Source organism: Limibacillus sp. MBR-115, assembly GCF_040549425.1.
GTDB lineage: Bacteria > Pseudomonadota > Alphaproteobacteria > Kiloniellales > CECT-8803 > Limibacillus > Limibacillus halophilus.
On record NZ_JBEPTJ010000001.1, the window covers coordinates 15,456 to 40,631 of the forward strand.

At 58.5% G+C, this 25,176-nt stretch carries 22 protein-coding genes; 20 read left to right on the forward strand and 2 right to left on the reverse strand.

All coding sequences use genetic code 11. From position 1 onward, the window contains the following. Positions 1 to 93: 93 nt before the first annotated feature. Positions 94 to 1,416 carry an FAD-dependent oxidoreductase gene (locus tag ABIE63_RS00075; RefSeq protein ID WP_354501546.1) on the reverse strand — a complete coding sequence of 441 codons (1,323 nt, stop codon included), beginning with the start codon at positions 1,414 to 1,416 and terminating at the stop codon, positions 94 to 96. A gap of 152 nt (positions 1,417 to 1,568) precedes the next feature. Here ABIE63_RS00075 and ABIE63_RS00080 point away from each other — a divergent pair, with 152 nt between their 5' ends. The 13 genes from ABIE63_RS00080 (at position 1,569) to ABIE63_RS00140 (ending at position 14,839) form a co-directional block, all read left to right on the forward strand. Next, on the forward strand, positions 1,569 to 2,789 hold the full coding sequence (locus tag ABIE63_RS00080; protein WP_354501549.1) for an ABC transporter substrate-binding protein: 1,221 nt from the start codon (positions 1,569 to 1,571) through the stop codon (positions 2,787 to 2,789). Positions 2,790 to 2,792: 3 nt separating this feature from the next. Further along, positions 2,793 to 3,767, forward strand: a complete 975-nt coding sequence (gene speB, locus ABIE63_RS00085; RefSeq protein ID WP_354501552.1) for an agmatinase — start codon at positions 2,793 to 2,795, stop codon at positions 3,765 to 3,767. Between the two features lie 29 nt (positions 3,768 to 3,796). Next, the gene (locus ABIE63_RS00090; RefSeq protein ID WP_354501555.1) at positions 3,797 to 5,650 is read left to right on the forward strand and encodes an ABC transporter permease; all 1,854 of its coding nucleotides are present in this window, start codon (positions 3,797 to 3,799) and stop codon (positions 5,648 to 5,650) included. Further along, complete coding sequence (locus ABIE63_RS00095; protein ID WP_354501558.1) at positions 5,647 to 6,393, forward strand: ABC transporter ATP-binding protein; 747 nt, start codon at positions 5,647 to 5,649, stop codon at positions 6,391 to 6,393. Before ABIE63_RS00090 ends, ABIE63_RS00095 begins: the two co-directional genes overlap by 4 nt. Next, positions 6,393 to 7,121, forward strand: a complete 729-nt coding sequence (locus ABIE63_RS00100; RefSeq protein WP_354501561.1) for an ABC transporter ATP-binding protein — start codon at positions 6,393 to 6,395, stop codon at positions 7,119 to 7,121. Before ABIE63_RS00095 ends, ABIE63_RS00100 begins: the two co-directional genes overlap by 1 nt. Positions 7,122 to 7,250: 129 nt before the next feature. Continuing rightward, positions 7,251 to 7,946, forward strand: coding sequence for a B12-binding domain-containing protein (locus ABIE63_RS00105; RefSeq protein WP_183415218.1), 696 nt, complete (start codon positions 7,251 to 7,253; stop codon positions 7,944 to 7,946). A 63-nt stretch (positions 7,947 to 8,009) separates the two neighbouring features. Next, positions 8,010 to 8,657, forward strand: a complete 648-nt coding sequence (locus tag ABIE63_RS00110; RefSeq protein WP_183415219.1) for a DUF1638 domain-containing protein — start codon at positions 8,010 to 8,012, stop codon at positions 8,655 to 8,657. A gap of 13 nt (positions 8,658 to 8,670) precedes the next feature. Next, positions 8,671 to 8,979, forward strand: a complete 309-nt coding sequence (locus ABIE63_RS00115) for a virulence factor (protein WP_354501565.1) — start codon at positions 8,671 to 8,673, stop codon at positions 8,977 to 8,979. Between the two features lie 45 nt (positions 8,980 to 9,024). After that, complete coding sequence (locus tag ABIE63_RS00120; protein WP_354501568.1) at positions 9,025 to 9,930, forward strand: methylenetetrahydrofolate reductase; 906 nt, start codon at positions 9,025 to 9,027, stop codon at positions 9,928 to 9,930. Positions 9,931 to 10,128: 198 nt separating this feature from the next. Further along, entirely contained in the window at positions 10,129 to 11,040 is a 912-nt protein-coding gene (locus ABIE63_RS00125) for a methyltetrahydrofolate cobalamin methyltransferase (RefSeq protein ID WP_183415222.1), read from the forward strand. A 50-nt stretch (positions 11,041 to 11,090) separates the two neighbouring features. Next, positions 11,091 to 13,118, forward strand: coding sequence for an ASKHA domain-containing protein (locus ABIE63_RS00130; RefSeq protein WP_354501572.1), 2,028 nt, complete (start codon positions 11,091 to 11,093; stop codon positions 13,116 to 13,118). Positions 13,119 to 13,304: 186 nt separating this feature from the next. After that, positions 13,305 to 14,228, forward strand: a complete 924-nt coding sequence (gene metA / locus ABIE63_RS00135; protein ID WP_183415224.1) for a homoserine O-succinyltransferase — start codon at positions 13,305 to 13,307, stop codon at positions 14,226 to 14,228. A gap of 47 nt (positions 14,229 to 14,275) precedes the next feature. Then, on the forward strand, positions 14,276 to 14,839 hold the full coding sequence (locus tag ABIE63_RS00140; protein ID WP_354501575.1) for an HD domain-containing protein: 564 nt from the start codon (positions 14,276 to 14,278) through the stop codon (positions 14,837 to 14,839). Between the two features lie 63 nt (positions 14,840 to 14,902). Here ABIE63_RS00140 and ABIE63_RS00145 read toward each other — a convergent pair whose 3' ends face one another. Then, the gene (locus ABIE63_RS00145; protein ID WP_354501578.1) at positions 14,903 to 15,940 is read right to left on the reverse strand and encodes a GlxA family transcriptional regulator; all 1,038 of its coding nucleotides are present in this window, start codon (positions 15,938 to 15,940) and stop codon (positions 14,903 to 14,905) included. A gap of 249 nt (positions 15,941 to 16,189) precedes the next feature. Between ABIE63_RS00145 and ABIE63_RS00150 the strand changes: the two genes are divergently transcribed. The 7 genes from ABIE63_RS00150 (at position 16,190) to ABIE63_RS00180 (ending at position 25,172) form a co-directional block, all read left to right on the forward strand. After that, a complete protein-coding gene (locus tag ABIE63_RS00150; protein ID WP_183415227.1) occupies positions 16,190 to 17,443 on the forward strand; it encodes a sarcosine oxidase subunit beta family protein in 1,254 nt (417 codons plus the stop codon). A gap of 17 nt (positions 17,444 to 17,460) precedes the next feature. Continuing rightward, entirely contained in the window at positions 17,461 to 17,757 is a 297-nt protein-coding gene (locus tag ABIE63_RS00155) for a sarcosine oxidase subunit delta (RefSeq protein ID WP_183415228.1), read from the forward strand. A 16-nt stretch (positions 17,758 to 17,773) separates the two neighbouring features. Then, entirely contained in the window at positions 17,774 to 20,782 is a 3,009-nt protein-coding gene (locus ABIE63_RS00160) for a sarcosine oxidase subunit alpha (RefSeq protein ID WP_354501582.1), read from the forward strand. After that, positions 20,775 to 21,404, forward strand: coding sequence for a sarcosine oxidase subunit gamma family protein (locus tag ABIE63_RS00165; protein WP_354501585.1), 630 nt, complete (start codon positions 20,775 to 20,777; stop codon positions 21,402 to 21,404). Before ABIE63_RS00160 ends, ABIE63_RS00165 begins: the two co-directional genes overlap by 8 nt. Before the next feature lie 268 nt (positions 21,405 to 21,672). Beyond that, a complete protein-coding gene (locus ABIE63_RS00170; RefSeq protein ID WP_354501588.1) occupies positions 21,673 to 23,076 on the forward strand; it encodes a hypothetical protein in 1,404 nt (467 codons plus the stop codon). 66 nt (positions 23,077 to 23,142) lie between these two features. Next, entirely contained in the window at positions 23,143 to 23,928 is a 786-nt protein-coding gene (locus ABIE63_RS00175) for a hypothetical protein (protein WP_354501591.1), read from the forward strand. Between the two features lie 410 nt (positions 23,929 to 24,338). Beyond that, positions 24,339 to 25,172: a hypothetical protein gene (locus ABIE63_RS00180; protein ID WP_354501594.1), complete on the forward strand. Its 834-nt coding sequence runs from the start codon at positions 24,339 to 24,341 to the stop codon at positions 25,170 to 25,172. The last annotated feature ends 4 nt before the right edge of the window (positions 25,173 to 25,176 follow it).

The window sequence follows — 25,176 nt, forward strand, 5'->3', positions numbered from 1 at the left end:
CCCACTCCTGCGCTATCCGGACGTCATCGTGATTGCTGGTCCACCGATTAGCAGAAAGCCCGGGCGCAATCAGCCCCTCTTTTTCTCTGGTCTTCAGGTAGTATTTTCCTGCGCGCGATCAAGAAGCGCCAGCATATCGGCCACAGACACGAATTTCCGGCGCGGGTGATCGCCTTGACCTGCGGCAATTTCAGCCTCGTCAATCAGGCGCCAATCCCGGTAGGTAACCCAACGAACCTGCCGAGCGGTCAGCCGCGCCTCCAGCGCCTTTCGCCCTGGCTTGCCTTGTGTTTTCATATCGTCGCGCAACTGCTCGGCCAGCGCCTTGCCATCCGCCTTATTCGTACCGATGACGCCGCTGGGTCCGCGTTTTGCCCATCCCACCGCATATAGCCCGGGCGCTATACGTCCATCTCGGTTGCGCAGTCGCCCGCGCGCCGCATCAAAAGGTATTCCCGGAATTCTGGGTGACCGGTATCCGATGGCCTTGATGACCAAGCCGCAGGATAGGTCTTCCTGAGTACCTGTCTCCACCACCCGGCTTCCCTCCAGCCGCGTCTGCGCTACACGCAGTCCCGTAACGCTTTCTCCGCCCAAGACTTCCAGTGGTCTCGCAAAGAATCGAAATGTGATGCGTCGCGTCGCTGTTTTCTCTTTAAGTTCAGCAAAGCTTCGCAAGGTCTCCAGGTTCCTTTCGGCTTGCCGGCGCGGCTTCTCGCTTAATCCTTCCAGGGTATGTTCCGAGAGATTGTCACCTTCAACGCAAGGTATTCCTCTATCGAGGCGGGCAAACGCCCGAAGTTCCGGATTGGTAAAGCGAGCCTGCGCCGCTCCGCGTCGACCGAGGACTATGACTTCGCGGAGTTTCGATCGAGTGATTGCGTCCGCCGCCTCCTCGGCGATATCGGTCGCGGCGAGTTCATTGGGCGAAAGGACCAGTATACGGGCAATATCGAGGGCCACGTTGCCGTTCCCCACCACAATCGCGCGCTCCACATCGATATTGGGATGAAGATTGGCGAAGTCCGGATGACCGTTGTACCAACCGACAAAGGCCGCCGAACCCAGTATGCCGCGCTTATCCTCTCCCGGAATACCGATTGGGCGATCTCTTGGCGCCCCTACGGCCAGCACCACGGCATCGTAGCAGTCCCGCAATTCCGCCATGGTCACGTCACACCCTACTTCGACATTGCCGTAATAATGGACCCGACCGCTGCTGACGGTCTTCTCATATCCCTCAGTCACGCGTTTTACCGATTGATGATCCGGCGCCACACCAAATCGCACAAGACCGAAGGGCGTCGGCAAACGCTCTAGGATATCGATCTCGCAATCGGGAAAAGCTGACAGCAGCGACTCTGCGGCATAAAATCCGCTCGGTCCCGAGCCCACAATCGCAACGGAAAGACGCATTCCGACAATCCCTCATTTCCGATGTGGCTATGGTGTAAGGCGATGGGCCCGCTTGACAAGCCCGCAATGCTTTCTTGACGGGAGCCATCGGGACCGCGACAAAGGCATCTCGTTTTTCTGCTACGCTCAGATACGAAAGGTTTTTCTCCATTATGAACAAGATCAAGGGCCTTCTGGCAGCCCTCTCCCTGCTTACTGCACCGTTGGCTGTGGCCCCGGGCCTGACCGACCCTGCCCGGGCAGCCGAATCCGTGATTATCGGTGACTTGAACAGCTACACGAAGCTACCGGCATTCAGCGTGCCCTATAAACAGGGATGGGAGCTGGCGCTGGACGAAATCAACGCCGATGGCGGTGTGTTGGGCGCCCCTTTGGTGGTAGTCAGCCGTGATGACGGTGGTGCGCCCGGCGAAGCGGTTACGGCGGCCAGCGAATTGACCGCACGTGAAGGCGCAACGGTCTTGATGGGGACGCTCCTTTCAAATGTCGGACTGGCGGTTTCCGATTTTGCTCAACAGCGAAATGTCCTTTTCATGGCGGCCGAACCCCTGACCGATGCCCTGGTTTGGGAAAAAGGCGCGCCCAATACTTTCCGGCTGCGCCCCGGAACCTACTCTCAATCGCTGATGCTGGCGCGCGAAGCGGCAAAACTTCCCGCCAAGCGCTGGGCGACGATTGCACCGAACTACGAGTATGGCCAGTCCGCTGTCGCAGCTTTCAAGGAGAACCTGCTGAAGTTGCGCCCGGACGTCGAATTCGTGGCCGAGCAGTGGCCTGCCCTGTTCAAGATTGATGCCGGTGCGACCACCCAGGCCCTCGCTCTGGCCGAACCCGATGCAATCTTCAATGTGACCTTCGGCGGCGATCTCGTGAAATTCGTCCGTGAAGGCAGCCTGCGCGGGTTGTTTGAAAATCGCACCGTGGTCAGCCTGTTAACCGGTGAGCCGGAATGGAACGCCCCCCTAAAGGACGAACTTCCCACCGGTTGGATCGTGACCGGCTACCCGCCCAACAAGGTGGATAGCCCGGAGCACAATACCTTCCGCGAGGCTTATATCGACAAGTTCGCGGAGGAGCCGAGAATGGGGTCGGTCGTGGGATATGTAACGCTCAAGGCTCTAGCCAAAGCCATTAATCAAGCGCAAACCACGGACGTTGAAGCGTTGGCCGAATCCTTGCGGGGTCTGGCGTTGGACACGCCATTCGGGGCGATCCACTTCCGTGCAGCAGACCATCAGTCGACCCTCGGTACCTTCGTTGGCTTAACCGCCGTGGAGAACGGGGCCGGAACCATGACGGACTGGTACTATGCCAACGGCAACGATTTCCTGCCCAGCGAAGAGGAGGCCGCCAAGCTTCGGGCCGCGGAATAACATATGACGAAGATCCGGGACGATTGGGACTACACCGAATACAAGGACCAGCAAACCTGGCCGCGCTATACCGGCATTCCGACCTTTATGCGGGCGCCCTATTCCGAAGCCTTGGATGAGTTGGATATTGCCTTGGTCGGCGTCCCGTTCGACGGTGGGGTCACCAATCGCCCGGGTGCGCGTCATGGGCCAAGGGAAATCCGCAATCAATCCAGTCTAATGCGGCGCACGAGCCAAGAAACCGGAATCAGCCCCTTCAGTCTCTGCCGTATTGCCGATATCGGCGATGCCTGGCCGCAACGTCCTTTCCATCTGGAGGAGTCCCTGGCGGAGATCGCAAACTTTTTCGCCAAAGTTCACGCCGCGGGAGTGTTGCCGGTATCCGCGGGTGGCGACCATTCAGTAACCCTGCCGATCTTTCGAGCCATCGCCAAGCATCGCCCCGTGGGGATGATTCACTTCGACGCCCATTGCGATACCGGCGACGATTATCTGGGCTCCAAGTTCCACCATGGGGCGCCTTTCCGCCGGGCGGTGGAGGAAGGCCTGCTCGATCCTAAACGCACCATCCAGATCGGTATTCGCGGCGGCGTCAACGATGCCAAGATATGGCAGTTCAGCCACGATAGCGGCATGCGGGTGATCTACATGGAGGAGTTCCTGGAGATCGGCGTCAAAGGTGCGATTGCTGAAGCACGTCGCGTCGTCGGAGACGGCCCAACATATCTCTCATTCGATGTCGATGGTCTGGATCCGGTCTTTGCTCCCGGCACGGGTACGCCCGAGATTGGCGGCTTCTCGACGGCTGAGGCTTTAGCCATGCTGCGGGGATTGCGTGGACTAAATTACGTGGGTGGCGATGTCGTTGAGGTGGCACCCTGTTTTGACCCGGGATACGTGACGGCGCTGGCCGGTTCACAGATCATGTTTGAGATTCTTTGCCTGGTCGCCGAGGCGCACGCCGGGCGTCGCGACTAGCCAGAAATCGGAAGGACCGACAGCCTGCGATGTCCTTTACCATCGCCCAGTTCCTAACGGCCTTCGCCAATGCCTCCGCCTTGTTCTTCGTGGCGGTCGGCCTGTCGATCATTTTTGGCGTGACGCGGATCGTCAACTTTGCGCATGGCTCCTTCTACATGCTTGGCGCCTATCTGGGGGTGACCATCAGCGGGCTCTTGATGCCTCTCCTCGGCGGTCTGGGGTTCTGGCTCGCCCTGCCAGTGGCCGCCGCCGGCGCGGGACTCGTCGGTCTCGGCATGGAGCGGTTCTTGCTGCGCCGCCTTTATCGCTCGAATGAGCTCTTCCCATTGCTGGCCACCTTTGGGCTGCTGCTGGTGCTGCAGGATGTAACCCTGCACGTCTGGGGTCCGGAGGACATTGTCGGGCCTCGGGCCCCCTGGCTGGATAGCGCGATTACCCTCTTTGGTAACCGAATCCCGGAGTATGATCTGTTTCTGATCGCTGCCGGGCCGACCGGTCTTTTAGCCCTGTGGTTGCTGTTCAAACGCACCCGTTGGGGCATTCTCGTACGCGCCGCGACAGAGGACCGTGAAATGGTCGCTGCCCTGGCCGTCGATCAGCAGCGTCTGTTCGCCAGCGTCGTGGCCCTGGGAACCGCGCTCGCCGGTCTAGGGGGTGCGTTGCAGCTTCCTCGTGAGGCCGCTTCGCTTGGTATGGACCTGAACATCATTGCCGAGGCGTTCGTCGTTGTCGTTGTGGGTGGCATGGGATCTATTTTCGGTTCCTACCTGGCGGCCCTGCTTATTGCCGTGATCCAAGCCTTCGGTATCCTGCTCTTTCCAGAAATCACCCTGGTCATCGTGTTTCTCGTGATGGCCGTTATTCTGGCCCTGCGTCCGCAGGGCTTGTTCGGCAAACGGGAAAGCGCCTTTGCCGCCCGTGTCGCCGATCCCCATACGCCCTTACTGGCGGCCGGTACCGCCATGAAGCTGGGGGCCTTGGCGCTGCTGTTCTTTTTGGCGGTCTTGCCTCTTTTCAGCGGGCGCTACGTGGTGATCATCGGGGCGGAGATACTGATATTCGCGCTTTTTGCCGCTTCGCTTCAGTTCCTGTTGGGACTAGGCGGCATCATATCCTTTGGACATGCCGCCTTTCTGGGGCTGGGCGCCTACAGCGTCGCACTGTTGGGCGCGGACCTCGGTTGGCCGATGGAAGCGGCGCTCCTGGTTGCCCCCGTTGTCGCCGGGCTGGTGGCGCTCGCGTTCGGCTGGTTCTGCGCGCGGCTGTCCGGCGTCTATCTCGCCATGTTGACCTTGGCATTTGCCCAGATTCTCTGGTCCGTTGCTTTTCAATGGTACGGCTTCACCGGCGGCGACAACGGAATACTGGGCGTCTGGCCCAGCCCATGGTTCGCCGAACCTCGCAGCTTTTACTGGCTGGTCCTGGCGCTGGTCGCCACAGCGCTATTACTCATGCGGCATTTGGCTTTCTCGGGTTACGGCTTCGCCTTGCGGGCGCAACGGGACAATGCGCTGCGGGCCGCTGCCAGCGGGCTCAACCCGCTACGCCTGCGCTGGCAAGCCTTTGCCGCCAGCGGCGCTTGCGCGGGCCTCGCGGGTGGTCTTTATGCTCTTTTGAAAGGCAGCGTGTTCCCCGACGTTCTGGCAATCCCCATGTCGGTGGAGGCGCTTGTCATGGTGTTGCTGGGCGGCGTCGCCTTTCTTGAGGGGCCCTTGCTGGGCGCCGCGGCCTATCTAGGCCTGAAAACCGAACTGTTGAGCTATACCAGCTTCTGGCGCAGCGCGATCGGCGGCATCATTTTGCTGCTGGTTCTAATTTTCCCCCAAGGACTGGCCGGTGGTGCAAGCCAGCTCTGGCGGCGAAAAGGAACCGGGACATGACAGCTCAGTTGTCCGTTACCGGTTTGAACAAGAATTTCGGCGGGGTACAGGCGGTCCGCAATGTTTCCTTTGACCTTCATGCCGGTGAGCGCCTCGCCTTGATCGGACCCAACGGGGCCGGAAAGTCCACCTGCTTCAATCTCATTGGCGGGCAGCTTATGCCTGACGGCGGAAACGTCGTTTTGAAAGGCCGCTCCTTAGGCTCGCTTCGCCCGGACCAGCGCTACCTTCAGGGCTTGGGCCGAACCTTTCAGATTGGCTCCGTATTCAGCTCCATGACGCTTGAGGAAAACCTGCTGACGGTCATTGCAGCCGCAGAAGGCCTTGGGCCGAGCTTTACCCAAAGCGTGGCCCGAAAGCATCAGTCCCAGGCACAATCGCTGCTGGCCGCTGTGGGGCTTTCCGACCTTCGCCAGCGCCAAAGCGCTGAACTTGCCTACGGTGATGTCAAAAGGCTCGAATTGGCGATGGCTCTAGCGGGGAACCCGAGCGTCCTGCTGATGGATGAGCCGACGGCCGGCATGGCGCCTGGAGAAAGGCACGACCTGATGACCTTGGTCGTCGCAATTGCCGCAGAGCGACAGATCAGCCTGCTTTTCACCGAGCACGACATGGATATCGTTTTTGACCACGCAGAACGCATCCTCGTGCTCGACCATGGCCATGTTATCGCGGAAGGAACGCCGTCCCAGGTTCGCGCCGACCCCCGTGTGCGTCAAGTCTATCTCGGAGAGGATTTCTGATGACTGACGACATAGAACGCGCGTCAACAGGGTTCTCGATCGAGGGTTTGGAAGCCTTCTATGGCGCCGCGCAAATACTCTTTGGTGTCGATCTAACTCTTGCACCGGGAGAATTGGTCGCACTGGTGGGGCGGAACGGCGCAGGTAAATCGACGATCTTGAAAGCGGTCGTAGGTCTGGGTGCGCGCGCATGCGGCAGTATTCGCTACGACGGCACTGAATTGTTAGGCATGCCGACACACAAGATCGCGTCCTTAGGCGTCGGCTACGTTCCTGAAGAAAGACGAGTTTTCGCCGAGCTTACCGTCGCTGAGAACCTCTTAGCGGGGGCCCGCACGTCACAATCCGGATCGCAGCGCTGGACCTTCGATAGCGTCCTTGAGCTGTTTCCGGCTTTGTCAAACCTCCTGGACCGCCGCGCAGGCCTCTTGAGCGGGGGCGAACAGCAGATGCTCACCGTCGCCCGCACGCTGATGGGGAACCCGACGCTCCTGCTGCTGGACGAACCTTCGGAAGGTCTAGCCCCCTTGATCGTGCGACAAATGAGCGACGCCATCGCGGAATTGAAACGCGAAGGAATTGCGATCCTTCTGTCTGAACAGAATCTGCAATTTGCCCGCCGATTGTGCGACCGGGCTTATATTCTGGAAAAAGGGCGTATACTGGCAACCGGCGATCTTGAGAGTCTGCTTGATGACAAGCATGTTTCTCGGGCGCTTATGGTCTAGCGCGCAGCGTAGTCGCATTTCCGATATGACTTGTCGCGCGCGGCGCAGCCGTTACCGGGTCTCGGCGCGTAGCAATAAATGATGATCAGGGGTCATCTCGGCCCCGCTATAAGCATGAGGGCATTTGGAATGGCTGACGAAGACGATCTTGACCTGCGCTCCTTGCCGGACGACGAACTTGTCCAGCAGATGCAAGACGACCTTTACGACGGCCTCAAGGAAGAGGTCATGGAAGGCGTCAACATCCTTTTGGAGCGTGGCTGGACGCCTTACAACGTTCTAACGATCGCGCTGGTCGAAGGCATGCGGATCGTCGGCATCGATTTCCGCGACGGAATTCTTTTCGTGCCTGAAGTGCTGCTGGCAGCCAATTCGATGAAAGGCGGGATGCACATTCTGCGCCCGCTTCTCGCTGAAACCGGAGCCAAGCAGGTCGGCAAGATGGTCATCGGCACCGTCAAGGGCGACATCCACGACATCGGCAAGAACCTCGTCTCGATGATGATGGAAGGCGCTGGTTTCGAGGTCATTGATCTTGGCATCAACAACCCGGTCGAAAAGTACCTGGAAGCCCTCGACACTCATAAGCCTGAAATTCTCGGCATGTCGGCGCTACTCACCACGACCATGCCATATATGAAGGTCGTCGTGGACGCCATGAAGGAAAACGGCATCCGCGACGACTACATCGTGCTGGTTGGCGGCGCGCCGCTGAATGAGGCCTTCGCCGAGGCTGTCGGTGCAGATGCTTATTGTCGTGACGCGGCTGTTGCCGTCGAGACCGCCAAGGAGCTGGTCAAGCGCAAGCACAACCAGGCCGCCTGACGGTCGAGGACAGGAAAGTCAGACTGTAGCCTGCTGGCCCAGGACCTCGGGAGACCTGACCGCATGGAAGCGACGGCACGAGACAAAGCGCCTGAGCCGCCGGCCCCACCGCGCACCCGAATCATTGCCTGTGGCGCCCTGGCGCGTGAGCTGCTGGCAATCATGAAGCAGCCAGGGCTTACGCATCTGTCGCTCACCTGCCTGCCTGCCATTTGGCATAACCGCCCAGAGCGTATTCCCGACGGCGTGCGGGGCAAGATTAGGCAGGCGCGAGCGGAGGGGATCGAGCGGATTCTAGTCGCCTATGCCGACTGTGGCACAGGCGGTTTGTTGGACCGCGTTCTCGAAGAGGAAGGTGTCGAGCGGATTGACGGGCCACATTGTTACGCTTTTTTTGCTGGGCAAGCGCGCTTCGAGGCACTCGCCGACGCTGAGATTGGCACCTTTTATCTGACAGACTATCTGGTACGGCATTTTGATCGTTTGATGTGGCAGGGCCTAGGGCTGGACCGGCATCCCGACCTTCGGGACGCTTATTTTGGCCACTACACCAAGCTGGTTTATCTAGCCCAGATCGATGACCCGGCGTTGGATGCTGGCGCCCAGGAAGCGGCAGCACGGCTAGGCTTGAGCTATGAGCGCATATCGACGGGTATGGGAGAACTTGCTGGCTTTGTGAACCGCGCAGTCCACCATCCAAAGCAAGGGTGAGAAAGAACAGGAAATGGCACAGCTAACCATCGTTTACTGGCGGGATATCCCGGCACAAGTCATCGTCAAGGCCGGTCGCAACAACGCGAAGCGGCAACTGGATGAACGCTTCGAAAAAGCGATCGACCGGGCGGCCATGCGCGCGAAGCTCCGCGACTCAGATTCTTACCTGGCAGAATGGCGGCGCGGAGCGGCGATACCCTGCGGCGACGATTTAGAAGCCGAGGCCGAAGCTTGTGCGGCGCGCCTGGAAGCAGATTATCCCGATGAACGCCTGAAGATGCTGGTGAACCAGGGCGGCCTCGAGACCCCAGAAGTTTGAGGTAAACCCTTACCCGCCCCGCCAAGGTCAAAGGATTGAAGAGTAATGTCGCTAGAGAAAACAATCGCTGATTTCCTAACGGATTTCACCATCGAGACCACGCCGGGGTCGGCTGTGAAGATTCCCGATTATCGTGAGCACCTGCGCGAAGGCACGAAGGTCGCCGTCACGTTCCTTCCAGGCTCGGACTTTGCCGACACAGTGAAAACGTCCAAGAAGCTGAAGGACGAAGGCATGGTGCCGATGCCGCACTTCGCGGCACGTTCCATTCCGAGCAAAGATGCTTTTGCAGACTATCTGAAGCAGCTACAGGATGACGTTGGCATCGCACATGTTGTTGCCCTCGCCGGCGCCGTTGAAAAACCTTTGGGCCCATACGAAAGCTCAATGGCTCTCCTTGAGACCGGCCTTTTCGAGGAACACGGCATCCAGACCATCGGTATCGCCGGGCATCCCGAGGGAAGCCCTGATATCAGCGACAGCGATCTGGCCAGCGCCTTGGCCTGGAAAAACGACTACGCCAGAAGCAGTAGCGCCAAGCTCTACATCGTTACCCAATTCTGCTTTGAAGCCGAACCCATCCTGGCATGGGAGAAGCGCATCCGAAACGCTGGCAACGCATTGCCGATCCACATCGGTTTGCCCGGCTTGGCGACCATCAAGACGCTCGTCAATCACGCACGCGCCTGCGGCATCGGGCCGTCGATGAATTTCCTGGTTCGGCAAGCGCGCAACGTTGCCAAGCTGATGACCGTGAATGCGCCTGACAAGCTTACGCTGGATTTAGCGCAGCACGTTGCCAGCAACCCGGAATGCCTGATCAACAAGGTCCACATGTACCCGTTGGGCGGCCTCCGGAAATCTGCGGCTTGGAGCTATGCCGTCGTGGAAGGCGATATCACTCTCAAGTCCGGCAACAAAGGGTTCAAGGTCAATCGCGACATTGACTGATTGATACAATTTGTCCTGCGGCTTTTCGCGTTTTGACTAATGGAGGTCGCAAAAGCATCAGCCCTCGGAGGGTAAAAAGCATGGAATGCGCTCCAACATGCTCCCCAGCGTGGCCAGACGGCGACCTTACGAGGCCGATGGTGGGTTGGTCAGGGTAGACACAACGACCCAAGCGGTCATTTAAAGGAGTTCCGCACCATGGTTGATACCGTCGTCAGTTCGGCCAAGAAGACTCTCATTATCGCAAATGATCGCCCGTTTTGCATCATTGGCGAGCGCATAAACCCGACCGGCCGCAAGAAACTGGCTGCCGAGATGGCGGCAGGCGATTTCTCCACGGTCGAAAGGGATGCGCTGGCTCAGGTTGCGGCCGGGGCCCACATGCTGGACGTAAACGCTGGTATCCCCCTGGCCGACGAGCCTGCCATCCTGGCTTCGACCATCAAGTTGGTACAGTCGCTGGTTGACGTACCCCTCTCGATTGATTCCTCCATCGTGGAAGCACTGGCCGCCGGTCTGGAGGTCTATGAGGGCCGTGCCCTCGTGAACTCGGTCACCGGCGAGGAAGAGCGCCTGGAACAGGTTCTGCCCCTGATCAAGAAATACGATGCCGCGGTTGTCGCTATATCCAACGATGAAACCGGCATCTCCGAGGACCCGGAAGTCCGCTTCCAGGTTGCCAAGAAGATCGTCAACCATGCTCAGGATTATGGTATCAAGCCGGCCGACGTGGTGATTGATCCGCTGGTTATGCCGATCGGCGCGCTGGGCGGCGCCGGGCGTCAGGTTTTCCGCATCTGCCAGCGCATTCAAGAAGAACTTGGCTGTAACACCACCTGTGGGGCATCCAACATTTCGTTCGGATTGCCGAACCGTCACTCAATGAATGGCGTCTTCCTGGCAATGGCTGCGGGCTTTGGCCTCACCTCGGCGATCATGAATCCTCTTCACGAGGAAGAAATGGGCGCTATCATGGCCTCCGACGTACTTCTGGCAAAGGACGCGAACTGCGCCCGATGGATCCGCAAATACCGTGAACCTGCTCCGGAGCAGACAGCCGGCTCCGAGAATGGCGAGGGACGCCGTGAGCGACGCCGTCGCCGGGCATGAACTAAACTCGACCGACGGTCGGGTGAACAAAGAGGAGGAGTGGTGCTGCTATGTCCGAAGACGCGCTGGTCGTCTTTACCCCTTCGGGGCGTCGAGGTCATTTTCCTGTCGGCACCCCGGTTCTGAAGGCAGCCCGCGCACTGGGCGTGGATATCGACTCGGTCTGTGGCGGACGCGGCATTTGCGGGCGTTGTCAGATTCAGGTTTCCGAAGGCTCCTTCTCGAAGCACGGCATCGTTAGCAGCGCAGAGAATCTGACCGCATTCAACGAAGTTGAGGCACGTTACAAGTCCAAGAAAAGCATGCGCGACGAGCGCCGCCTCTCTTGTCAGGCCTTGCTCGAAGGCGACGTGGTCATCGATGTGCCCGCCGACAGCCAAGTTCATCGACAGGTCGTGCGTAAACGCGCAGAAGTGCGTGACATCAAACTAGACCCGGCGATTCGGCTTCATTACGTCGAGGTCGAAGAGCCGGACATGCACAAACCCACCGGCGATCTTGAGCGCCTGCGCCGGGCGCTGGAGGACCAATGGGGCCTGAAGGAACTGGAATGCGATCTGCGTATCCTGCAATCGCTCCAGAAATCGCTGCGCGACGGGAAATGGAAAGTGACGGTGGCGGTCCACCGCGCCCAGGTTATTACCGCGATTTGGCCCGGGTTCCACGACCGGGTCTTCGGACTTGCCGTTGATGTCGGTTCAACCACGATCGCAGCACACCTTTGCAGCCTGCGCACCGGTGAGGTTGTCGCTTCCTCCGGCATCATGAACCCGCAGATTCGCTTTGGCGAAGACCTGATGAGCCGTGTCTCCTACGCGATGATGAACCCAGGCGGCGACAAGGAGATGACACAGGCGGTTCGCGATGGTCTGAACGTGCTGGTAGCCGAAGTCTGTAAAGAGGCGGATATCCTGCCATCGGAGATTCTCAATGCCGCCTTCGTCGGCAACCCCATCATGCATCACCTGCTGCTTGGTATCGACCCGACGGAGCTGGGCGGCGCGCCCTTCGCTCTGACCCTGAACTCCGGCCTCACCATCTGGGCGACCGAGATGGGCCTGGAGATCAACGAAGATGCGCGTATCTATGTCCTTCCCTGCATCGCCGGACACGTAGGCGCCGATACGGCGGGTGTGATCCTTTCGGAAACCCCCTATCTGTCCGACGACATCGTGCTGGTTGTGGATGTCGGTACCAACGCGGAATTGGTGCTCGGTAACAAAGACCGCTTGCTGGCGGCATCCTCGCCCACCGGCCCGGCTTTCGAAGGCGCGCAGATATCTTGCGGCCAGCGCGCCGCACCCGGTGCGATCGAGCGCCTGCGCATCGACCCAGATACCCTGGAGCCCCGGTACAAGGTGATCGGCTGCGACCTTTGGTCCAATGAAGACGGCTTTGATCAGGCGATCCGGAGGATCGGCGTGACCGGAATCTGTGGATCCGGCGTCATCGAGGCGCTGGGCGAAATGTTCCTTGCGGGCATTCTGGTGACCGACGGCACAATCGACGGTGCAATGGCTGCGAAAAGCCCGCGCATTCAGGCCGACGGGCGCACCTTCTCCTACCTGATTCGAGAGGGCGAACCGGAAATTCGCATCACCCAGAATGATGTGCGGGCCATTCAGCTTGCCAAGGCTGCGCTCTACGCCGGTGCCAGATTGCTGATGGATCACCTGGAAATCGACACTGTGGACCGTATCGTTCTTGCTGGTGCTTTCGGCAGCCACATCGATGTCAAGTATGCCATGATCCTGGGCATGATTCCTGACTGCGATCTGTCAAAGGTTGCCTCCGCGGGCAACGCAGCGGGCACAGGCGCGCGGATCGCGCTTCTGAATCAGAAGGCGCGCGACGAGATCGAGGATGTCGTTCGCCGAGTCGAGAAAATCGAGACCGCGGTCGAACCCAAGTTCCAAGCGCACTTCATCGAAGCGATGGGGCTGCCGCATACAACGGCCCCCTATCCGATGCTTGCCGCGGCGGTCGCCCTTCCCGCTCCGAAGAAGGCAGGACCAGCGGGCGACAGCGCCTCGGAAGATCGGGCGGCACGCCGCCGTCGGCGACGCAGCGAAGGATAACAGCGCACGTTCATTTGCCCATTCCGGTTATAACCTCCGCCTGCATTGTTCGTGGCGCAATGCCGCTTGTCGAAACTAGTTATTGAATCAAACACGCGCGCCCATTAGGTAGATTTGCTCACAATGCGGTCGTACCAAGGAACGTCGGGTGCCGGAATGTTTGGCCGCAAGTCATCGGGAAGCCTTATGCCGATCAAGATTCCAAACGAATTACCCGCCCGCGCGATTCTGGAAAGCGAGGGCGTCCCCGTCATTCAGGAGAGCGATGCCATGCGGCAGGATATCCGTCCGCTGCGCGTGGCCCTGCTTAATCTGATGCCGGAGAAGATTCGTACGGAAACGCAACTCGCCCGGGTCCTCGGCTCCACCCCTCTACAGATCGAGATGACGCTTCTGCGCACCGGCAGCTACACCGGTCGCAACACGCCGATGGAGCATCTGCTGACGTTTTATCAGACTTGGGAAGACGTAAAGGAGCAAAAGTTCGACGCTCTCATCATCACCGGCGCGCCGGTCGAACAGATGCCCTTCGAGGATGTGGTCTATTGGAATGAGCTCCAGCAGATCTTCGACTGGGCGGACACCAACGTCTTTTCGAGCTTTTTCATCTGCTGGGGTGCTCAGGCGGCTCTCTACCATTATCACGGCGTGCCGAAGTACGACTTGGACGGCAAGATGTTCGGCGTCTTTCCCCACGCCGTGGACCAACATGCCTCGCCATTGGTTGCAGGTTTCGACGACATCTTCCACTGCCCCGTATCACGCTACACCGAGGTGCGACGGAAAGACGTAGAGCCGATACAGGGATTGGAGATTCTCGCGGATTCGGCGGATTCCGGTTTATGCCTGCTTGAAGAACGCGCAAAGCGCCGGGTCTTCATTTTCAATCATCTGGAGTATGACGGCGATACCTTGAAACGCGAGTTTCAGCGTGATCACGCCGCTGGCCTGGATACGGCCTTGCCACGCAACTATTTCCAAGGCGACGATCCCAGTCAGCCGCCCCGTGTTGCTTGGCGTGCTCATCGGAATCTACTTTATGGCAACTGGATCAACGATCTTTACCAGCACGCCCCCTTCGATCTTCAGAAGATCGGAAAGACGCGTTAACTAAGAAAAGATCTGAGGTTTCTGTAGCAAAGAGCAATGAGGAAACCATGACCGAGACCGTGACCTTTACCCGGATGGCCGATGGCACTGTTGAGGATTACGCTTTTCTGGTCCGAAATGCGGAAACACACGTCCGCGCGACGCTCGCAGACAACATCTTGGGGTCTCTAAAGTTACTGCAAGGTCCCACGCTGGGGTACCGGATTGATCGCTTCGAGCATTCACTGCAAACAGCCACCCGCGCCATGAAGGAAGGTGCTGACGAGGAAACCGTTGTCTGCGCGCTGCTTCACGACGTTGGCGACAGCATAGCGCCCGAGAATCATTCCGCATTGGCCGCAGCAATTCTGCGACCTTATGTCAGCGAAAAAAACCACTGGATCATCCTGCACCACGGTGTATTCCAGGGTTATTACTACTTCGATAAAATCGGCCAGGACCGGAATGCCAGAGACGCCTTTCGCGGTCATGTATATTTTGATGCTTGCGCGCATTTCTGCGAGGCCTGGGATCAAACGTCATTCGACCCCGATTATCCCACCGAACCGCTATCGACATTCGAGCCGATGGTCCGCCGCCTCTTTGCGAAGAAGCCCACAGCTTTCGTATGACGGCGAGGCCGCCCTCGCACGCCTAATACATAATCTGATCTGCTCCTGCGGCAGGGTTCCGTGTTAAGCCCCGGGCCGCTGCGATGACGCAGGGATTTCGTCGTAGTCCTCGTCGTCAGACACACCACCCTCGTGCAGGGGAACCCCACGCTCCTTGCGCGGCGTATGACCAAAGTAGTCGCGGTAACACTTGGAGAAATGTGAAGCAGAAACGAACCCGCAGGCCAGGGCCACGTCGATCACGGACATATTGGTCTGCAACAACAAGAGGCGCGCCTTGTTAAGGCGTAGTTCCAGGTAGTAACGCGCCGGCGAGCGGGTCAGGTATTTGCGAAACAGTCGTTCCAACTGCCGTGTGGAAAGTCCCGCCTCGCGCGCCAGTTCTGCCCGCGACAGAGGCTCTTCCAGGTTTTCCTCCATGAATTGGATTACCTTCAACAGCTTGGGATGGCGCACACCCAGGCGCGCCGGCAAGCCCATGCGCTGGTGATCGTGGCGGTCGCGGATGCGTTCGTGCATGAACTGGTCGGCCACCTTGGCCGCTAGTTCGTGGCCGTGCTGCATGGCGATCACGTTCAGCATGAGATCGATGGCCGCAGTACCCCCAGCGCAGGTAAAACGGCTACGATCGATCTCGAATAACTCGGCAGTGACATCGATCTCCGGGAAGTCCTCGGCAAAAGCCGGGAGGTTCTCCCAGTGTATCGTGCAACGATGGCCGTCCAGGAGTCCGGCACTGGCCAATACGTGCGCCCCGGTGCAGAGCGAACCGATGTCGACACCCTTGCGGTCGATCTTGCGCAACCAGGCAAACAAGGGTTTGACGATGACCTTCTGCACGTCGATTCCACTGCAGACAATGACCGTGCCAAAGCCGGTTGCCGCCTCCAAGTCGCCTTCCGGCGTGAGGGCAATGCCGTTAGAAGCCGCAACCGGCTTGCCATCCGGCGAGAAGAGATGCCAACTGTACAGCGCTTGACCGCTCAAGCGATTGGCAACGCGTAACGGCTCGATAGCCGAGGTAAAGGCAATCATTGAAAAACGCGGCAGCATCACAAACGCGATGCGTTGAGGAGTCTCCCTGGGGGTCGCACCAAACATTCCTTTAAACGACTCCTTCTGGTCGCTTTCCAACGGATACGTTACACAATTATAGCCATGTCGCGATCTGAAAAATATCCGACGCAAGCCCGAAAGCTATTGTTGTGAATAACCGCAGATTGCACGTGAGTTCGAGATAGAGAGATGCGAAGGGCGTTGTCAAACAGACTGAGCCTTTCCATTATCGATAAATCGTCGCAGCCCCACCGGTTTCGCTATCGTTGCCGTCCCCAGGAAAGGTCAGGCCCCATGAAAGCCCGCTATTCGATCGTAAGCCTGATACGCAACGCTCTCAATTATCATGAGGGATGGCCGGAAGCCTGGCGCAGTCCGGAACCCAAGGCGGAGTACGATGTCATTATCGTCGGCGGCGGCGGGCATGGCTTGGCGACGGCCTATTATCTAGCCAAGGAACATGGCATCACCAACGTCGCGGTGATCGAGCGCGGCTGGATCGGCGGAGGCAATACGGGGCGTAATACCACAATCGTGCGCTCCAACTATCTGTGGGACGAGAGCGCCGGACTTTATGAGCATGCGCTCAAGCTCTGGGAAGGATTGAGCCAGGATCTCAACTACAACGTCATGTTCAGTCAGCGCGGCGTGATGAATCTGGCGCACAGCCAGCACGATCTGCGTGAATTGCAACGACGCATCTACGCCAACTATCTGAATGGCGTCGATTCTGAATTCCTGACGCCGGAACAGGTTAAGGAATTTTGCCCAATCATCGACCTTCGCGGCAACGGACGTTACCCCGTCCTGGGCGCAAGCCTGCAGCGACGTGGCGGTACAGCACGCCATGACGCCGTCGCCTGGGGCTATGCGCGCGGCGCGGATGCGCTGGGCGTCGATATCATTCAGGAATGCCCCGTGAACGGCTTCGTGATCGACAAGGGCCGCATTACCGGCGTCGAGACCGCAAAGGGCACCATCAAGGCAAAGAAGGTCGGCGTTGTCGTTGCGGGTCACTGCAGCGTCATGGCCGATATGGCCGGGTTCCGATTGCCTGTTGAATCGCGCCCCCTGCAGGCGCTGGTCAGCGAACCGGTGAAGCCCATCATCGATTGCGTCGTCATGTCCAATGCCGTTCATGCTTATGTCAGTCAGTCGGACAAGGGAGAACTGGTAATCGGCGCCGGCGTGGACCGCTACAATGGCTACGGTCAACGCGGCAGCCTGCCGGTTACCGAAGAAACCCTCGGGGCAATCTGTGAGCTTTTCCCCATGTTCCGCCGGATGCGCATGCTGCGTACCTGGGGCGGCATCGTGGATACTTGCCCAGACGCCAGTCCAATCATCTCGAAAACGCCCGTTGAGGGGCTGTTCTTCAACTGTGGTTGGGGAACGGGCGGCTTCAAGGCCACACCCGGCTCAGGCCATGTCTTTGCCCATACGATCGCCAAGAACGAACCGCACCCCTTGGCGGCGCCTTTCCGGCTCGACCGTTTCGTAACCGGCTTCCTCATCGACGAACACGGCGCAGCGGCCGTGGCGCACTGACCCGAAGGAACGATCTCATGTTGTTGTTAGATTGCCCACACTGCGGTCCGCGCGAAGAAACGGAATTCACTTACGGCGGTGAGGCCCATCTGGCGCGCCCGAAAGACCCGGCATCGATGACCGACGAAGAATGGGCCGGGTTCGTCTACTGGCGCAAGAACACCAAGGGCGTTTTCCTGGAGCGCTGGAACCATGCGCACGGCTGTCGTCGCTGGTTCAACGTTGCCCGCGACACGGTTAGCTACCAAGTCTTGGCTGTCTATCCCATGGGGTCGAAGCCACCCAAGAAGCTAGCGCTCACGAAGTACGTCTGAGAAGGAAGGACCGAAGATGACCGATTATCGCCTTCGCCAAGGCGGGCGCATCGACCGCTCGAAGTCGCTGTCCTTCACGTTCGACGGCCAGCGCTATGCCGGATATGCAGGTGATACGCTGGCATCGGCTCTGTTGGCCAATGGTGTCCACTTTGTCGGGCGGAGCTTCAAGTATCATCGCCCCAGGGGTATCGTGGCCGCCGGTGCCGAGGAGCCAAATGCTCTGATCCAGCTCGGACATGGCGCACGCACAGAGCCAAACCTGCGGGCCACTCAGATCGAACTGTTCGACGGTCTCCGGGCCGAATCGCAGAACCGCTGGCCCAGCCTTAGCTTTGACGTCGGCGCCCTCAACAACGCACTTTCGAAGTTTTTCCCCGCGGGGTTCTACTACAAGACCTTCATGTGGCCCGCTGCCTTGTGGATGAAGTACGAGTACGTCATCCGCCACGCCGCCGGTCTTGGCAAATCGCCAACCGAGCGCGATCCGGACACCTATGACAAGACCAACGCCCATTGCGATGTCTTGATCGTCGGTGCGGGGCCCTCGGGCCTTGCCGCGGCGCTGGCTGCTGCGAAAACTGGCGCGCGGGTTATCCTTTGCGACGAGCAGGCCGAGATGGGCGGCAGCCTGCTAAATCGCCACGCCGAGATCGGTGGCAAAACGGGTGCCGACTGGGTCGCCGATTCCCTGAAAGCGCTGGCACAGTATCCGAACTTGCGCCTGCTGCCGCGTACAACCGCATTTGCCTACTGGGACCACAACTTTATCAGTCTCTGTGAAAAAGTTACTGATCACCTGGCGGACAAGCCCAAACACCTGCCTCGGCAACGCTTGTGGAAAGTTCGCGCCAAGCAGGTTGTTCTGGCAACTGGGGCACTTGAGCGCCCTCTGGTTTTCCAAGACAACGACCGCCCCGGCATCATGCTGGCGGGCGCCGCACAAACCTACCTGAACCGCTATGCGGTGAAGCCAGGCAATCGCGGTATCGTCTTCACCAACAATGACGGCGGCTACGAGGCTGCCATAGATCTCGCGGATGCAGGTGTCGCCATCACCGTTCTCGACTCCCGTGACATGCCGGAAGGTGCCAACTATCACGCCGCAAAGACAGCCGGGCTGGATATCCGTGCCGGCAAGGTCATCGTCGGCACGAAGGGCAGCAAGCGTGTCGAGAAAGCGTTGATCGCGGATTTGGGAAGTGGTGGCGACAGGGCGCTTGGTCAGGTCGAAGAGCTTGACGTTGACTTCATAGCCTCCTCCGGCGGTTGGAATCCCACCGTCCATCTTTTCTGCCAATCCAAGGGAAAGCTCGAATGGCGCGACGACATCGCATCCTTCGTACCCGGCGAACCGATGCAAAAAGCACAAGCCTCGGTCGGTGCAGCCAACGGCGCGTTTGGCTTGAAGGATGCACTCGCCGAGGGTTTTGCAGCAGGCGCCAAGCTAGCCGCCGCCAGCGGCCTTGGGAAAGCCGCAAAACCTACCAAAGCACCCGATGCACCCAACGGCAACCATTTGCCGCTGCAACCGTTGTGGCTGGTTCCCTCGACCGAACCGTTGGGGCGCAAGGGCAAGCACTTCACCGATTTCCAGAATGATGTGACCGCTGCAGATCTTAAGCTGGCGCTGCGGGAGGGATATCGTTCCGTGGAACACGTCAAACGTTACACGACGACTGGTATGGCCACCGACCAGGGCAAGATCGGCAACGTGAACGCATTGGGCATCGTCGCCGACGTGCAAGGCAAGACGATCCCCGAGGTCGGAGTGACTACCTTCCGCCCGCCTTACACACCAACCACCTTTGGTATTTTCATGGGTCGCGATGCGGACGACCTGCTCGATCCGGCCCGTACCACTCCTATGCATAGCTGGCATCAGCGCGCAGGCGCTCAGTTCGAGGACGTCGGACAGTGGAAACGGGCCTGGTACTATCCGAAGGACGGTGAAGATCTGCATGCTGCCGTTAACCGGGAGGTTGCTGCGGTGCGACGCTCGCTCGGTGTCCTGGACGCATCGACACTCGGCAAGATCGATATCCAGGGACCTGACGCCGCCGAATTCCTGAACCGCATTTATACCAACGCTTGGAAGAAGCTCGATATTGGCAAGGCCCGCTACGGGCTGATGCTGAAGGAAGACGGCATGGTGATGGACGATGGCGTCACCACCCGTATCGGCGAAAACCGTTTCCTGATGACGACAACCTCGGGCAATGCACCGCAGGTGATGGCCCATCTGGAGGATTACCTGCAAACCGAATGGACGGACCTCAAGGTCTACCTGACATCGGTGACGGAGCAATGGGCTACCATCTCTGTAGCAGGCCCCAATGCCCGCAAGCTAATGGCCGAGTTGACGAGCGACATCGGGCTATCTCCCAACGCCCTGCCCTTCATGGGTTATACGGAGGGTACCGTGGCAGGCGTTCCGGCCCGTGTGTTCCGGATCTCATTCACCGGCGAATTATCGTTCGAGATCAACGTACCGGCATCCTACGGCCTAGCCGTATGGCAGGCGGTAATGACCGCCGGGGAGAAATACGACATCACACCCTACGGCACCGAGGCCATGCATGTCTTGCGTGCCGAGAAAGGCTACATCATCGTTGGCCAGGAAACTGATGGGTCAGTAAACCCGCACGACCTGGGCATGGATTGGGTGGTGGCCAAGAACAAGGAATTCGTGGGCAAGCGTTCCCTCACCCGCGCAGACATGTCCAAACCCAACCGCAAGCAGCTGGTCGGCATTCTGACTGATGACCCAAAAACCGTGCTGCCTGAAGGCTCCCAAATTGTTGAAGAGCTCTTGGACAAACCACCGATGACCATGGTCGGGCACGTGACTTCCAGCTATTGGAGCCCGAATCTTGGGCATTCGATCGCCCTGGCAATGGTCAAGGGCGGCCTGGCTAAGAAGGGGAAGAAAATTTACGTACCCCTACTCGACGGCCGTGTCGTCAGCGCCACCATCACCGATACCGTATTCTTCGACCCGGAAGGAGAACGTCTCCGTGCCTGACAGCTTCCTGCGACAGAGCGCTCTTGCGCATCTAGCCCTTGATGGTCGTGCGGTTGATACCGGCGGCAGTCAGGGTATGGCCCCGGGTGTTGCCATGAAGGAACTTCCCTTCAAGAGCATCATCAACCTGCGTGGCAACCCGAAGGACACGGCGTTCCTTGCCGCGACGAGCAAGACGCTCGGCTTCGACCTGCCGCTGCAGCCAAACCAAAGCGCTTCCAAGAATCAGATCACCGCCCTTTGGCTGGCACCGGATGAATGGTGGATCATCACCGATAGCCAAACAGGAAAACTGGCAAGCAAGCTAGAAGCCGCATTGTCTGGACAGCATATCTCCCTGGTCGATGTTGGCGAGAGCCGGACTACGATCCGCGTCACCGGTCGTCATGCCCGCGATCAGTTAGCAAAGGGCACCCCCCTGGATCTGCATCCGACCCAATTGCCCGCTGGGCGTTGTGCTGGCACACATATAGCAAAGGCGATCGTGGTGTTGCACTACTTGGGAGACAGCAAGTCCGGCGAACCGACTTACGACATCTTCGTGCTGCGGTCCTTCGCGGATTATCTCTGGCGATGGCTGGAGGATGCAGCACAAGAGTATGGCTTCCAAGTGCGGCCCTAACATAAACCAATCTAACAAACCCGCTCGGCTATCGGGCACTTCCCCAAACGGATGACCGTAGAAAAGCCGCCCGGTATTCGGGCCGCTTTTCTACGCTACAACTCTACGCGCGAGGCTCTCAGCATCGCCGCAAGATGCTCGTACGGATTCCTGATTCGCATTCAATTTATCTAGACAATATTAGTTACGTTTTAATACCTTATATAGGTTGTATAAACTATCTTTCTTGCATATCAATAAGGGAAATGCTTCAAAGGAGTTTCCCTTCATGCTTGACGATGACAACCGTAAGAAAAACCCAGACAAGATCGTCCAATCGCGCGGCGACGCTGTATCTGGTATCGGATTTCGCCGTCCTCTGGGTCTGGGGATTGAGAACGACCCTGAAGATATGAAGACCTTTCGCGCCGCAATGGCTGCGGCAGGGCGCGTGCCGATGGTGATGGGCCATCCTGAGCGCAAGGCGGACGAGCCCGACGACTTGTTGTTTCAATCCTTTGGCGCCATGAAGGAGGCGGCAGGCCTGCCGCCTAGCCGCAAGATCATGCCGGGTGACGCCGCCGAGGCCCTGTTGCGTAAGGCCGTAGACGACAAGGAAGATGGCGCTGATGTGTTTAACGCCTTGTTGCGCGGCGGCGATCCTCGCGCCCTCCAGGCCCAGCGCCGCGAACGGGAGGCGGCAAAAAAGCAGGCTGGCCCACAGGCCGACGCCAAGCCCACCCTCCCCAAACCAAAAGCGGCCGTCTCAGATGACCGACCCAGCGACAAGCAGGCCGCCGATAGCCACCCCAGCGAAGCCTTGGATGGCCGGGACGAAGAACCCGCACCCGCAGCATCGGAAAAAGACCGCCTGAAGCAAACCCAAACCGATCTTGTCGCTGCGCGGACGCAAGGTCGTGAGGATAAGGTTGCACTGCGCGATGACTTCCAGTCGACAGCGCGCAACCGTAACCAACAAGCCAACAGCGTTGAGGAGAAGCAGCTTGTCGATATCGATGATGAGCTCACAGTGCTTAGCCGCCGCTTGGCGGAGACTGATCCGGGAAGCGACGCCTTTCTTGAGCTATTGCAACGCATTGGTCTCTTGAGGAAAACCAAGCGGCGCGTGATCCAAGGACCTGTGGATGGAACGTCACCAGAGCAGGCCAACGACGCAGACCTTGCCCGTGAACGACGTTTCGGTGGCGGCTTTGGCTCGATGGCGCTCAGCGACGTGCAATTTGCAGATGCGCTGAATGCACAAAATGCCCTGGACACAGGCGTGTATAGAAGTTCTATTGTACAACTTAAGAAAGAGAAAGCCGAGCGCAAAAAGGACATCAGAGACAGTGAAATCGAGGCCATCGACGACAACGGCGGTTTGGAACTTGAGATAACGTTTCGCGAAAAAGCCTTGGAAACGATGCAACAACTTGACCACAAGTACACGCAATTACTGGAACGGTTAGGCCCTGAGGGCGCAGCAAGCCCAAAAGCCACCATGGAGGACCTGCGATTCATCGAATGCCGCAGCCAAACCATGACCTGGATTGGCGGCATGACACGCGCCTGGCCCGAGCCTGGGAGTAACGCCTTTTGGAAGCGTAGGTTCATAGAGATTACCAACACACCCGAGGTGATAAATCGCGTCATGGACAACTTTACGGTCAATCCAGCAGGCAAGGGCAAATGATCGCCGGCTCATAGAAGTTGGCGAGGCATCGTTGCTACCCTTTGCGAATCGAGGATGTAGGTAAAAATGAGGAATCCGACCTTAAGCGCCGCAGCAGTCCTGATTCTGATCTGCTTCTTCCCGATTGCGACTGTCGCGGCCAACCCTTCCAAAAAATGGGAAACAGTCGAACGCCATTTCTTTGCCGCACATGCCCCCTACGGTGACTACATTAGTAAATGGGATCCGGATTGGATCGAACACCATCTAGAAGTGAATCTGGCAGCCGTGGGCCGAAATAAAGTTGATGAAATTATCAGTCAAGTCGCTTCGCTCCCCAATCTTGGCAGTCTTTCGCTCACCGTTGAGCGTATCTACAACGACTGGGGGGCCTTGGTGGAAGACGACGTGATCAGAAGTTATTCAATGATTGTAAGTTCAGAGATAAAAGTGGCCCGCTTGTCCGAGAATGACATGATTTGGCTTGATGAATATCTGGAAGCCAACAAGTCTGTGAAAAGGGCGACGAGACCAGTTCATCAGGATGGATGCGAAGCGGTAATCAGGGTTTCCGACGAGACCACAAAATATCTAATCCCCCCTGGGTTTATCGGAAAAGGATTAGTTTTTTATTACGGGCCTCGCGCCTCTATCACGGAGGAAGATTGCTACGCCCGGGGCCTACTTGTTGCACTAGGCCTTTCGCCTGAAATACTCTTCGCCGACATACGGCATCCCCTGAGCAAGGAGGAGTTAAACGAGGCTCTTTCCGCCCTCGACCTCCTCTATCACCCCTCCTTGAAGCATGGCATGACCAGGGATGAAGTGTTGCAGGTATTGACGGTCGAAGGCCTTCTCGATCCCCTAAAATAGGCCGCCCTCGCCCTCCTCTACCACCCCGCCATAACCCCCGACATGAATGAGCAAGACTTCACCCAAACCCTCCTCCAACATAACCTCATCGATCCCTGATTCTCGAAAGGAGATCATCAAGTGGAAACGAAGCCTTTCATGATCTTGGTAGCGGGATTCCTCCTGCCAGACTTGCTTGACCCCAAAGCGCGTCTGCGCAGGGAGCCCAAACTCTGACAGCAACGCCCCCTCTGCCAGTAGCTGGAGGGGGCTTGTAAAAATAACGCCTTTATTCTACCTATGCGATATGGGGCTTTGGAGAAAAATCGGCAAGCGTGGCCGCTGGCATGTCCGGACTTACGCGCTGATTGCCACGGTTATCCTGCTGAACGATCTGCCGTTCTTCTGGAAACACTTCACCAGCGACGGCTATGGGATCTACACGGCCCCCGACGACATCGAAGCGCCGCCCCGGCTCCAAGGCCCCCTGGCCACCCATCCTGGCGCCAGAGGCGCTCCCAGAGGCCCTGCCTAGGCTTTCCGCCGCCGAGCTCGAAACCTACTTCTTTCCAAAGAGCCCCTACGAACCGCGCTTCGACGATGACGAAGAGTACGGCGGCGTGATCCAGAAGTTCGGGCAAGAACCGCTTTTTATCAAGGCTTACAGAGCCGATCATGTTCAAGACGACGCGGAAGAGACCCTGCGCGCGCTCTATGAAAGTCTGCGCGCGCAGGTGCCGAGGCTACCGCCACTGCTACCGCTCGAGGTCGATAACCGGAACGACCGAGACAATCCACACCCGGAAATCTTTGCGGTGCTTGGCTGGAAAACCAAAAAACGGGATTATCGGATCATGGACGAACCAAGCTCTTCTCCAACCGGCAAGCGCATGACAAAGCTTGGCTGTGCCGTGACACTAAGATACTGGGGCTTTTATGCAAAGAAGGATGGCAGAAGTCTGACGCTAGCAGAAAAAAGGGCCCTGCCGCCGACCCAAGCCTACCGGCTGCACTTCGGCGGCATCGGCACCCGCCATCTACCGGGTGAACCAACGGTGGATCACTGTCTCTTCAAGGCGCTGCTGGTCAGCTTGGGGTTGCACCCCACCGAAGGCTTCTTCTTTAAAAGCGGCCCGGTGACACCGCCCGAACAGGCCCGCGCGCTGGCCGCCCTCGCCCTCCTCTACCACCCCGCCATAACCCCCGGCATGAATGAGCAAGACTTCACACAAACCCTCCTCCAACATAACCTCATCGATCCCTGATTCT

Coding starts and splice junctions, on each gene's coding strand:
- ABIE63_RS00155 (WP_183415228.1), top strand. CDS start 17,461: ATGTTGTTGTTAGATTGCCCACACTGCGGTCCGCGCGAAGAAACGGAA.
- ABIE63_RS00130 (WP_354501572.1), top strand. CDS start 11,091: ATGTCCGAAGACGCGCTGGTCGTCTTTACCCCTTCGGGGCGTCGAGGT.
- ABIE63_RS00100 (WP_354501561.1), top strand. CDS start 6,393: ATGACTGACGACATAGAACGCGCGTCAACAGGGTTCTCGATCGAGGGT.
- ABIE63_RS00095 (WP_354501558.1), top strand. CDS start 5,647: ATGACAGCTCAGTTGTCCGTTACCGGTTTGAACAAGAATTTCGGCGGG.
- ABIE63_RS00080 (WP_354501549.1), top strand. CDS start 1,569: ATGAACAAGATCAAGGGCCTTCTGGCAGCCCTCTCCCTGCTTACTGCA.
- ABIE63_RS00105 (WP_183415218.1), top strand. CDS start 7,251: ATGGCTGACGAAGACGATCTTGACCTGCGCTCCTTGCCGGACGACGAA.
- ABIE63_RS00140 (WP_354501575.1), top strand. CDS start 14,276: ATGACCGAGACCGTGACCTTTACCCGGATGGCCGATGGCACTGTTGAG.
- ABIE63_RS00145 (WP_354501578.1), bottom strand. CDS start 15,940: ATGTTTGGTGCGACCCCCAGGGAGACTCCTCAACGCATCGCGTTTGTG.
- ABIE63_RS00180 (WP_354501594.1), top strand. CDS start 24,339: ATGGGATCTACACGGCCCCCGACGACATCGAAGCGCCGCCCCGGCTCC.
- ABIE63_RS00150 (WP_183415227.1), top strand. CDS start 16,190: ATGAAAGCCCGCTATTCGATCGTAAGCCTGATACGCAACGCTCTCAAT.
- ABIE63_RS00120 (WP_354501568.1), top strand. CDS start 9,025: ATGTCGCTAGAGAAAACAATCGCTGATTTCCTAACGGATTTCACCATC.
- ABIE63_RS00125 (WP_183415222.1), top strand. CDS start 10,129: ATGGTTGATACCGTCGTCAGTTCGGCCAAGAAGACTCTCATTATCGCA.
- ABIE63_RS00090 (WP_354501555.1), top strand. CDS start 3,797: ATGTCCTTTACCATCGCCCAGTTCCTAACGGCCTTCGCCAATGCCTCC.
- ABIE63_RS00075 (WP_354501546.1), bottom strand. CDS start 1,416: ATGCGTCTTTCCGTTGCGATTGTGGGCTCGGGACCGAGCGGATTTTAT.
- speB (WP_354501552.1), top strand. CDS start 2,793: ATGACGAAGATCCGGGACGATTGGGACTACACCGAATACAAGGACCAG.
- ABIE63_RS00160 (WP_354501582.1), top strand. CDS start 17,774: ATGACCGATTATCGCCTTCGCCAAGGCGGGCGCATCGACCGCTCGAAG.
- metA (WP_183415224.1), top strand. CDS start 13,305: ATGCCGATCAAGATTCCAAACGAATTACCCGCCCGCGCGATTCTGGAA.
- ABIE63_RS00110 (WP_183415219.1), top strand. CDS start 8,010: ATGGAAGCGACGGCACGAGACAAAGCGCCTGAGCCGCCGGCCCCACCG.
- ABIE63_RS00115 (WP_354501565.1), top strand. CDS start 8,671: ATGGCACAGCTAACCATCGTTTACTGGCGGGATATCCCGGCACAAGTC.
- ABIE63_RS00170 (WP_354501588.1), top strand. CDS start 21,673: ATGCTTGACGATGACAACCGTAAGAAAAACCCAGACAAGATCGTCCAA.
- ABIE63_RS00175 (WP_354501591.1), top strand. CDS start 23,143: ATGAGGAATCCGACCTTAAGCGCCGCAGCAGTCCTGATTCTGATCTGC.